The organism is Dolichospermum lemmermannii CS-548 (assembly GCF_028330815.1).
Lineage (GTDB): Bacteria > Cyanobacteriota > Cyanobacteriia > Cyanobacteriales > Nostocaceae > Dolichospermum > Dolichospermum lemmermannii.
Genome location: NZ_JAQMTJ010000258.1, coordinates 66,185 through 77,145, shown reverse-complemented (window position 1 = coordinate 77,145; position 10,961 = coordinate 66,185). Strand labels below are relative to the sequence as shown.

Genomic DNA, 10,961 nt, shown 5'->3' with positions numbered 1-10,961 from the left:
CGCTCGGATAACTAGGGTCTAAAGGCACATAAGCTCCCCCTGCCTTTAAAATTCCCAGTAGTCCGATTAGCATCTCTATTGAACGCTCAACAAAAATTCCCACCAATACTTCTGGTTCTACACCTTTTGTTCGCAAATAGTAAGCTAATTGATTGGCTTTTTGATTTAATTGTTGATAAGTCAATTGTTGACCTTCAAAAATAATTGCTACTGCATCAGGGTTGCGTTCTACTTGTTCTTCAAATAGTTGATGGATACATTTATCTAAAGGATAGTCAGTCTGAGTATCGTTCCACTCTACCAATAACTGATGTCGTTCTGCTTCTGTCAATAACGGTAGTTCAGCTATCTGCTGCTGGGGATTAGCAACAATCGCTGCTAATAAGGTCTGCAAATGACTAGCCATCCGCACAATTGTGTCCCTTGTAAAACGACTAGTATCGTAACTAAATTTTATGAGCAACTCTTGTTTGGGTATTGCTGCTACGGTCAAAGGATAGTTTGTCTGTTCAAAATTCTCCACCTTGCTGACTGGCAATAATTGATTTGGCTCCTCTGACAAGCTATCCATAGGATAGTTCTCAAACACTACCAAACTTTCAAATAAAGGAACTCCTGGTGGTACATCACTCATGTTTTGTACTTCCGCCAGAGTACTATAAGCGTACTCCTGAAGTTCTGCTTGCTTTTGTTGCAATTGTTGTAGCCAAGGTATAATTAATTCTGATTTGGGAGTGGATACTCGCAGTGGTAAGGTATTAATAAACAACCCCACCATGTTTTCTACCATCGGCAAACTGGCAGGACGACCGGAAACTGTGACACCAAATAAAACTTCAGACTCTCCACTGTAGCGACTGAGGAGAATAGCCCAGGCTGCTTGGATCAAAGTTGATAAAGTCAGACCATATTGCAAACCCAAAGATTGCAATCCTTTAGTGGTAGCGCGGGATAAATGCAATTCCTGTTCTTGATAAGTTGGTTGTACTCCAGAGTTACTAAGCTGGGGTCGGTCTACCACTAGTGGGGTAGGAGCAGTGAAGCCCTTAAGGGTTCGCCGCCAAAACATTTCCGCAACAGATAAGTCTTGCTGCTGTAACCAAATAATGTAGTCTTGATAAGGACGAGGAGAAGGAAGATAGCAGTTTTGACCTTGAGAGTAAGCAGTATAGAATGTTAAAACTTCTTTATAAATTATGGGTAAGCACCAACCATCTAACAGGATATGATGCCAATTCCAAAGAAATTTATAGCTTTGATCAGATAGCCGAATTAATGTACAGCGCATCAAAGGTGCTTGATTAAGTTGAAACCCTTCTTGATATTCTGTTTGCAGTAAAGAATCTAGACGCTGTTGTTGCTCTATGGAGGAAAGGTTTCGCCAATCTTGATAGTTCCAAGGTAAATCCACCTGCTTTCGCACTACTTGTAGAGGTTGTTGACGCTTCTCCCAGAGAAAAAGAGTCCGCAACACCGAGTAGCGTTCTACGACTTGTTCCCAAGCTCGTTTAAAAGCAATAACGTTAATGTCTGTACAGATAGTGATTAGCGTTTGATTGCAATAAACTCCTGAGTCTGGAGCATAAATGCTATGAAAGAGCATCCCCTGTTGCATGGGGGAGAGAGGATAAATTGACTCTACGTTTTTGTTTTTCTGAGATTTTTCAACTAACATTGTCGTTTATATCCTCTTTAGTCAATTTCCGCGAGAATTTCGTCTAGTTCCTGTTGATTTAAGTTCGCCACTGGAAAATCAGAGGGAGTGTATCCCCCAACTTCAGGAGACAGACAATGGTCAATCAGTTTGAGCAAAGCTTGGAGATACTTCTGAACGAGTGATTCTACTGTAGAATGTCGATGGAGGTGGCGACTGTAGCTCCAGTTAATTTGCAACTGCCCTTCTACTACTCTGGCAGTAATTTCTAATAGATGAGTACGATGCCCCTCCAGACTTTGATTAGCTCCTTTAGATTCACTAGCTAATTTCCAATCAATTCCTCGTAATTGTCCCTGGTCGAATTGACCCAAGTAGTTAAAACTAACTTCCCTGAATGGTAGTGCGGCTATTTGAAAACTAATTTCTTGATTTTGACTCAAATAACGTAAAATTCCATAGCTAATACCTTGTTGAGGAATAGCTCGCAACTGTTCTTTAATTGATTTGAGAGCCTCTCCCAAATGATTTTGATTTTGCAGTTGCAATATTACTGGAAATATGCTTGTGAACCAGCCTACTGTCCTAGATACATCCACATCTGCAAATATATCTTCTCGACCATGCCCTTCTAGGTCAATGAGTACTGTGGAATTTCCTGTCCATTTTGCCAAAGTTTGCACTAAAGCTGTCAGTAGCACTTCGTTAATTTGGGTATTATAGGCAGAGGGAACTTGTTGCAAGAGGGCGCAAGTTTGTTCTTGACTGAGAGTAACAAATACATTAGCAGCACTAGCTACTGAGTTGTTTTGTTTTCCTGTGGGATCATCTACTGGTAGGGAATTTACCTCAGACCAAGGCTGTTTTAACCAGTAATGTAATTGCGATTGCACTGCCTCAGCTTGCCCATATTCCTGCAAAAGCATAGCCCATTCTTTAAAAGCTAAGGTCTTAGGTGGCAGTTGAATAGTTTCTTGTTGTTTTAACTGCTGGTAAACTGTGAACAAATCTTCTAGTAAAATCCGCCAGGAGACCCCATCGACCGCTAGATGATGGATAACGATCAGTAATCGACTATCTTGGTTATTCCCTAATTGAAACAATACCACTCTCATTAATGGCCCATCTGAGAGATTTAGTCTAGCCTGTTGGATAGTCGCTATTTGCTCTAAGGTTTGTGGTAGTTGTGATTGAGGAGTTTGGGATAAGTCGATGACTTGGAAAGGTACTTCATCAGAAATACCATAGTTGATTTGCTGCCATTCACCTTCCTCAAAGCTAAACCGCAAACGTAAAGCATCATGATGCTCTAATAATTTGCCAATAGCTTGGGACAGTAACTCTGGTTTGAGATCAGAGGGAACTTGCAGCAGTACTGATTGATTGAAATGGTGCGGTTCAGATCGATTTTGCTCAAAGAACCAATGTTGAATCGGAGTTAGAGGTACAAATCCTGTCACTAAACCCTGTTGAACCAACATCAATGTGCAAGTATCAGCTACAGCAGCTAGTTCGGCAAGGGTTGAATATTGGAATATTTGTCGTGGGGTGATTTTGATTCCTGCTTGACGAGCGCGACCGACTACTTGAATACTGAGGATGGAGTCACCACCGACTTCAAAGAATTTATCGTAGCGACTTACTTGCTTAATTCCCAAGACATCTTGCCAAATCGTGGCTAAAATCTGCTCAACAGGTGTCTGTGGCGGAACAAACTCTTGTTCTCGTGTCAGTTCTGCTTCTGGTGCAGGTAACATCTTGCGGTCTACCTTACCATTGGGGGTTAATGGCAAAGTTGACAAGATGACGAAACTGGAAGGAATTATATAATCTGGCAATTTCTGCTGTAAGAAACGGCGCAAATCACTCATGTTTATAGACTGGTTCTGTGTGACTAAATAAGCTACCAGTCGTTTGTTACCAGGAGTGTCTTCCCGCAGCATGACTACTGCTTGTTGAATTTGCGGATAAGTTTCTAGGACAGATTCAACTTCTCCTAATTCAATGCGGAAGCCGCGAAGTTTAACTTGGTTATCGATGCGACCAAGAAATTCTATATTGCCATCCGGTAAATAGCGAGCTAAATCCCCAGTCTTATACAATTTTTGGGAATTATCAAAGGGGTTGGCAATGAATTTCTGGGAAGTTAATTCGGGTTGGTTAAGGTAGCCTCTGGCTAAACCTTCCCCACCAATGTATAATTCCCCAACAATACCAATGGGTACAGGTTGGAGATCGGGGTTGAAAATGTAGATTTGGGTATTAGAAATTGGTCGCCCAATACTAGGTTGCTTAATTGCCCCTTTTTGCACCAAACTAAATGTTGAGTAGGTTGTATCTTCGGACGGTCCGTAGAGATTGTAAACTCGCTGAATATTTTCCTGCTGGTAAAGTTGCTGTGCCAGTTGATTTGATAATGGTTCACCTGCGAGGTTAATTGTTTGCACACAATTAGGTATACCCTTGATTTGTAGCAGTTGAGCGATCGCGGTTGGTACTGTATTAATTAATGTCACCTCTTGAGCTTGTAAGCTAGGTAAATCTAAGGCATTCTGTGCCAGAATGACCTTACCTCCCCAAGCCAAGGGTACAAATAGCTCGAAGACTGACAAATCAAAACAAATCGAAGTTGAAGCCAAAACACCCGCTAGTTCGTCAGTAGTAAAGACTTGTTTTGCCCAACACAAGAGAGTTATAGTGCTGTGATGCTCAATGACTACGCCTTTGGGTTTGCCTGTTGAGCCGGAAGTATAAATTGCGTAAGCCGAGTTGCGAGAATTAACCTGACTGATAGGATTTTTCTTATTCTTTAAGGAAATGTCCGCGTCATCTGTATTTAATATCACCATGTCAGCTTTGTTTTCAGGTAATCTTGCCACTAATTTCTGTTGTGTGAGTAACACCGATACCTGGGAATCAGCCAAAATCATCTCTAGACGCTGTGTTGGGTAGGTTGGATCTAATGGTACATATGCCCCACCTGCCTTGAGAATGCCTAATAGTCCTACGACCATTTGAGGGGAACGCTCTAGACAAATGCCTACTAGTACTTCTGGTTTTACGCCTTTTGTTTGTAAATAATGGGCTAGTTGATTAGCTTGCTCATTTAACTCTTGATAGGTTAATTGTTGATTTTCAAATACTACCGCTACTGCATTGGGACTACGTTCTACTTGTTCTTCAAATAGCTGATGAATACATTTGTCTTGCGGATAGTTAGCTTTGGTATTATTCCATTCTACTAACAGTTGATACTGTTCTTTATCTGAGAGTAAACAATGCTTTTCATATAGTTCTGACCATTGATTGGCCATTGCTGTTAGAGCTTCTTGATAGTATCCGCCAATCATTTTCATCTGTTCTTTACAGAATTGGCTGGGATCGTATTTCAGGATAAACTCTACTTTGTAAGAAATTGGATGGAGACTAAAGTTAGCTAGTAAAGCAAGGTTAGTTTGATTAAAAAATTTACCATCTAATACTTCTAAATCTTTAACACCGATAATACTTTGGTAAACGTGGAAATGAACAAAGTTAAACGCAGTCTCAAACAAGGGCTGTCCACCAAAAGTCCGTTGCAATTTAGCCAGGGGATATCTTCGCCAAGGTAAGCATTCCCGTTCAGCATCAAAGGTCTGCCTTACTAGGTCTATCCAACTGCCACCAAGGAGTTTTAAACGCAATGGCAAAGTATTAAGAAATAACCCTAATACTTTTTCTCCATCAGTATCTTCTAGTCTGCCATTAGATACTAAACCTGTGATAATATCTGTCTGGTTAGTTAATAAGCTCAATACCCTTAAATGAGCCGCTAATAAAACACTTTTAAGAGGTATTCCCGTGGCTTTACTTAACTGTTTTAAACCCTGAGAAACTCTAGAAGATATAGAAACTGGCAAATCGCAATTTTTAGTGGCAGCGTTCGACTTTGACCACCGTGGCAGTTTGGTAATAATGATGTCGCTGAGTTGCTTTTGCCAATATTTTTGGCATTCTTGAGTATGAAGAGTTGTTTGCTCTAATGCGACAAAATCTCGAAAGGTAATTGTGGGTGGTGCTGACAGAGGAAGAACGTCTTTACCTAGAAGATATAAATATTGTTGCAATAATTCAGTGAGCAACGAGGCCTCACTCCAGCCGTCAAGAATAGAGTGGTGGAAGCTCAAAGTTAAATTAAATGTCTCAGAGGTGCGGCGATGAACATAAAAGCGTAGTAAAGGCGGAACACCCCAATCAAAATGTCGTTTTTTCTCTTGTTCAATCCAGGCATCAAGCGATACTTCTTGTTCAGTAGTCGATAAATGGCTCAGATCGTCTACCTTTAAAGGAACATCTACTTGTTGATGAACCAGTTGTAGTGGCTGCTTGTAGTCAGTCAGAACAAAGCTGGTACGTAGCACCGGATGACGATTTACTACCTGTTGAATGGCACTGTGTAAAGCCTGGGGGTCAAGAGTGGCTCGAATGTAATAAGTAAAGACATCGTGGTAGATCGAGACATCATTACTATACTCACTGTGGAAGATCATCCCTGCCTGTAGTGCTGCAAGCGGATAGGCATCTTCTATATCCTCTGGCAAATTTAGGCGCTGTTCGTCAGAGATGAGGCTGAAGGCTTCTGTTTTTGGTGTGGGTAAAAAACCCAGTTCGCGGCTAACTAAACCAGCCAATTCTTGGATTGTCTGATATTGTAATAGCTGTGGTAGAGAAAAATCGAAGCCAATTTGTTTAGCTTTGGCGATCACTTGGATACCCCGAATTGAGTCTCCTCCTAGTTCAAAAAAGTTGTCATGGATACCCACCTGTTCGATCCCCAGAACTTCAGCCCAAATTACAGCTAATATTTCTTCAATGGGAGTACATGGCGCAACATAGGTGTTTGCCAACTCGAGACGGATTTGTTCTAGAGATGGTAAGGCACGACGGTCGATTTTGCCATTGGCTGTCAGTGGTATAGCATCCAACATGACGAAAGCATTTGGCATCATGTACTCTGGTAGACGTGATTCTAAATAACTACGCAGTTGGGGTATGAGTTGACGGTTCAACCTTGGCTGTAAGGGCTGGTTCGCATAAAATTGCCAGTCATGCAAGGGTTTGGCTTGACCGTTTGTAGGAGTGAAGACTCTCAGAGGGACTTTTGCCTGACTTTGGTGTTGCACAAAGATGACATCGTAATAGCCTAAGACACTAGAGTCTGACCAACTAACAACTAAAGAATAAGACAAAGCCTCAGCTAAAGCATATAAGTCATCAAGTTCTACTCCTGCCTCTGGAGAAATCGCATCTATGTCCTGACGCAATTGGCTCACTGTCTGGAATTTGTGAGGATTTTTCAGTAATTCTAAGGTTTTTAAAGGTTTAATTAATCGTGGATTTAGTAACCGTGTAATGCCCAGTATCTCAGGTTTCGCCTCTGCTAGCAGATGTTGTACCATAGCCAATGTAAGTTTTTGGTTCTGCCAGTCCAACCACTGAATATCATGGGGGACATCCACCGTAGTTCCCACATACAGTAGGACGTTATAACGAAATTGAGTCAGTTCGTTATGGTGCTGACCTCGTTGTAGATGGATCTGCACATGAGTAATTTGGGGAAAACGCTGTTGAATAGCCGCAAAGAAGGCTGGGTCAATCAGCAGTTCATTTTCTTGGGCAATTCGCCTCTGCACCTGCTGTTGCCATTGGGCTACAGATAAATCGGGCGAAGCTTTATGCAGTTCTACAGAGGTGTGGAAAGTTTCTAGTAATTGCAGATTCCGCACATCTCCCAGGAAAATACAGCCTCCAGGGGCGACTGTATTCACTGCTCCTTCTAAGACACGCAACAAATAATCAATATGGGGGAAGTACTGCACAACTGAGTTAAGGATGATCGTGTCAAATCCTTGTGCCTCTAAACCCTCAAAATTATCTGCTGGACGCTGCGATAGATTCACATGGTGCAGTTGTGACTCTGGTTTGCTCAAGTGCTGCTGAATGTAGTCTAGTCCCCTTGATGAGATGTCTGTTCCCCAATAATGGCGGCAGTACGGAGCAATTTGGAATAAAATTAGTCCTGTTCCACAACCAATTTCAAGGACTCGATTTGGTTGCTGGGCAAAAATTGTCTCAACTTTGTCGTTTAGCCACTCACGCATTTGTACTGCTGGAATTGGCTGACCTGTGTAGCTACTGTTCCAGCCGACTATATTAAACATCGGGTCTGGCTCTAGGTTAGCTTGGCTGTAAGTCTGGTTGTAGAGCATTTGCCATTGCAATATTTGTTCGTCAAATAAATTTACTTCTTGGTTATGCTCAACAGCATCGCTGGGTTGAGAATTTCCGACGATGTAAGCAATGAGGCTTTTATGTCCAGTTTCTTCCTCGTGAACTATAACTACAGACTGTTCTACTGCTGGGTGGTGGCTGAGTACAGTCTCGATTTCTCCTAGTTCAATGCGGAAGCCGCGAATCTTAACTTGGTGGTCGATACGACCGAGAAATTCAATATTGCCATCGGGTAAATAGCGAGCTAAATCACCTGTTTTATATAATTTGCCATCACCGAAGGAATGAGAAATGAATTTGTGAGAAGTTAATTCAGGACGGTTAAGGTAGCCACGGGCTAAACCCACACCACCGATATGTAATTCTCCTGCTATACCAACTGGAACTGGTTGCAAATATTGATCGAGGATGTAAATTTGGGTGTTGGCAATGGGACGACCAATGGGAACTATCTGCTGTTGAATCTGTGGTAAACAATGCCAAAATGTGACATCAATTGCTGCTTCTGTTGGTCCATAGAGATTGTGTAGTTCGCAGTTTAAACGCCCAAAAAAACGTTGTGTCAGTTCATAAGGTAGTGCTTCTCCACTACAAATCACTCGCTTTAAGCAACTGCAATTTTCTAAGCTTGGTTCTTGCAGAAACACTCGCAGCATCGAAGGCACAAAATGGATTGTCGTAATTTGTTGCTGTTGTATCAGCTTGATTAAGTAAGCATTATCTTTATGCCCTTGAGGTTTCACCACTACCAAAGTTGCACCTGCCAATAACGGACAAAAGAATTCCCATACTGAAACATCGAAACTGAAGGGAGTTTTTTGGAGAATGCGATCGCTGGATGTTAACTGATAAGTATTCTGCATCCACACTAAGCGATTACTAATGCCTTTATGGGTATTCATTGCTCCCTTTGGCTTACCTGTAGAGCCAGAGGTATAAATTACATAAGCTAAGTTCTCTCCTTTCACGCCACTGTTGAGATTGTTCTGATTCTCTTGAGCTATAACTTGCCAATCTCCATCCAAAGACACTACAATCGCTTGATTCTCTGGTAAGAGTTCAGTAAGCGAACGCTGGGTGAGCAAAACTTTCACCCCCGTATCTTCAAGCATATAACTCAAGCGTTCTTTGGGATAGCTAGGGTCTAATGGTACATACGCTCCTCCAGCTTTTAAAATTCCCAACAGTCCCACTACCATTTCTAGGGAACGCTCTATGCAAATACCTACTAGTAATTCTGGTTTTACACCTAATTTTTGCAAATAGTGCGCTAACTGATTAGCCCGCTCATTTAAATGGCGATAGGTTAATTGCTGATTGTCAAATACTACTGCTATTGCATCGGGGCTACGCTCTACTTGCTCTTCAAATAGTTGATGGATGCATTTTTGGGAATATTGGATCTCTGTATTATTCCATTTTCTAATTAATTGATTACGTTCTTCTGTTGTTAATATATCAATTTCTGACAATTTACAATCAGGATTAACTGTAACAGTTTCTATAATTTGCCGAAAATGTGCCAGCATTCTCTGAACAAAATCTGCACTAAAAGCATCTTTTGGGAAAGTTACAGAAACAGAAGTATCTTGAGCATCAATTTCAAAGACTAATTGAAAGTTGTTTAACAAAGAACTGTGACTGCATAATCCCTTGTGGATTAGGGCAATATCAAAAACCGCTGCTGGATTTCCGCCTCTGGCAATAAACGTTTCTACAAGACTGTCTACATCATAATTTTGGTAACGGTATCCTTCTTGGAGATTACTGCGAGTTATTTTAAGTAAATCCTTAAATGAAATAAGCTTTTGTTTGTCAAATCTGGAGAATATTAAGCTATTAGACTTGTCTAGGTTCAAAGCTCCCGTTGCTACAATAAATTGTTCTTGAGCAGTATATTTAAATATTAAAAATTTAATAACTGATAGATATAAAGCTAGGTTATTAACAGGAGAATTAGTAGTTAAATTATATATTTTATCGCGTAGCTCTATAGATATAATATCAATTATTTTGTCTTGTTTTTCTATTTTATTTTGAATTCCAATATTAAATAAAGTTGTGACTGGCTGGATTTCTCGCAGTTGTCGAATTTGATAATCTATTGAAACAAGATGTGTTTCTATCACGTCCATAAACTTCTCCAAAAATTTAGATGATATTTTTTTATATTAAAATTCCACTATTAGTCACATATTTTTTGACTAATTCAAGTTCTGACTAATTCAAGATAGTAATTAGTGTGATATTGTTTAAGCCTTGGTGACTAAATTTGCGCGCCAGATGCTTTATGGCGGTAAATTCTCCCGCAGTGATGGCTCACCACCGCACTGGCTTGGCTACACAGATACAACACGCCTACGCGGGTTCAAAAATTTTAAGGCTAAGAAAAAAGAGGAACTTATTAAGTGCTAGTTTCATAGAGAATTGGTATAGAGCCTTAAATGTTAAATTTACAGCATAAGCGTTTTGGATACAATAGGTAATTAAGAAAAAATTTCATTTATTTTTCACCCTGGAATTTAAGTGACAGCCAAAATGCTTGTATAGATAGATTTGCTTGCAATTAACTGCATTGTAAATTTTTTTTAAGTAGGGATCGCTCACACGAGCATCTCCCCATCAAACTTAGTTTTCTTTTTGATTCATGGCAGTTCCAGCAGCGATCACTAGATTTTACCTTTACTATACTATAAATATCTATACAGAACTTAAGAATAGAATTTACAAAGTTTATCTATATTAAATGATTGGTTTAGCAAGTAATACTACTTACATCTCTATTTTCCCTCAAACTCACAATTTTTTGCTTGACAGACCACTAGGAGTTTATCGTTGGTTTGTACCCTCACCGAAAAGGCAGAGGGGAAGGGGGCTTTCTAGCAGGGAGAGCAAGCCCTTCCTCTCTGCGACAAGCGTTGCGGAGCATGGGTAAGAAGCCCCGCCCTTCCAGGGCGCTTGGCTTGGGACGGGATACAAGCTTTGTCCCAGTCTCTCCCCTCTGCTCCCCTACTTCTTTTGACTTTTTGCTTACATT

3 protein-coding genes are annotated in these 10,961 nt (G+C 40.7%); 1 reads left to right on the top strand and 2 read right to left on the bottom strand.

The window, feature by feature from the left end:
* Both PN450_RS17370 and PN450_RS17365 read right to left on the bottom strand, forming a co-directional pair.
* Nucleotides 1-1,675 (bottom strand): condensation domain-containing protein (locus tag PN450_RS17370; protein ID WP_271837045.1); only part of this gene is annotated, 1,675 nt, incomplete at its 3' end.
* A gap of 17 nt (nucleotides 1,676-1,692) precedes the next feature.
* The gene (locus PN450_RS17365; RefSeq protein ID WP_271837044.1) at nucleotides 1,693-10,059 is read right to left on the bottom strand and encodes a non-ribosomal peptide synthetase; all 8,367 of its coding nucleotides are present in this window, start codon (nucleotides 10,057-10,059) and stop codon (nucleotides 1,693-1,695) included.
* 155 nt (nucleotides 10,060-10,214) lie between these two features.
* Here PN450_RS17365 and PN450_RS17360 point away from each other — a divergent pair, with 155 nt between their 5' ends.
* Nucleotides 10,215-10,388: a hypothetical protein gene (locus PN450_RS17360; protein WP_271837043.1), complete on the top strand. Its 174-nt coding sequence runs from the start codon at nucleotides 10,215-10,217 to the stop codon at nucleotides 10,386-10,388.
* Nucleotides 10,389-10,961 lie beyond the last annotated feature (573 nt).

Excerpts from the sequence above, each read along its gene's own strand:
- PN450_RS17365 (WP_271837044.1), bottom strand. The coding sequence starts at position 10,059 with ATGGACGTGATAGAAACACATCTTGTTTCAATAGATTATCAAATTCGA.
- PN450_RS17360 (WP_271837043.1), top strand. The coding sequence starts at position 10,215 with ATGGCGGTAAATTCTCCCGCAGTGATGGCTCACCACCGCACTGGCTTG.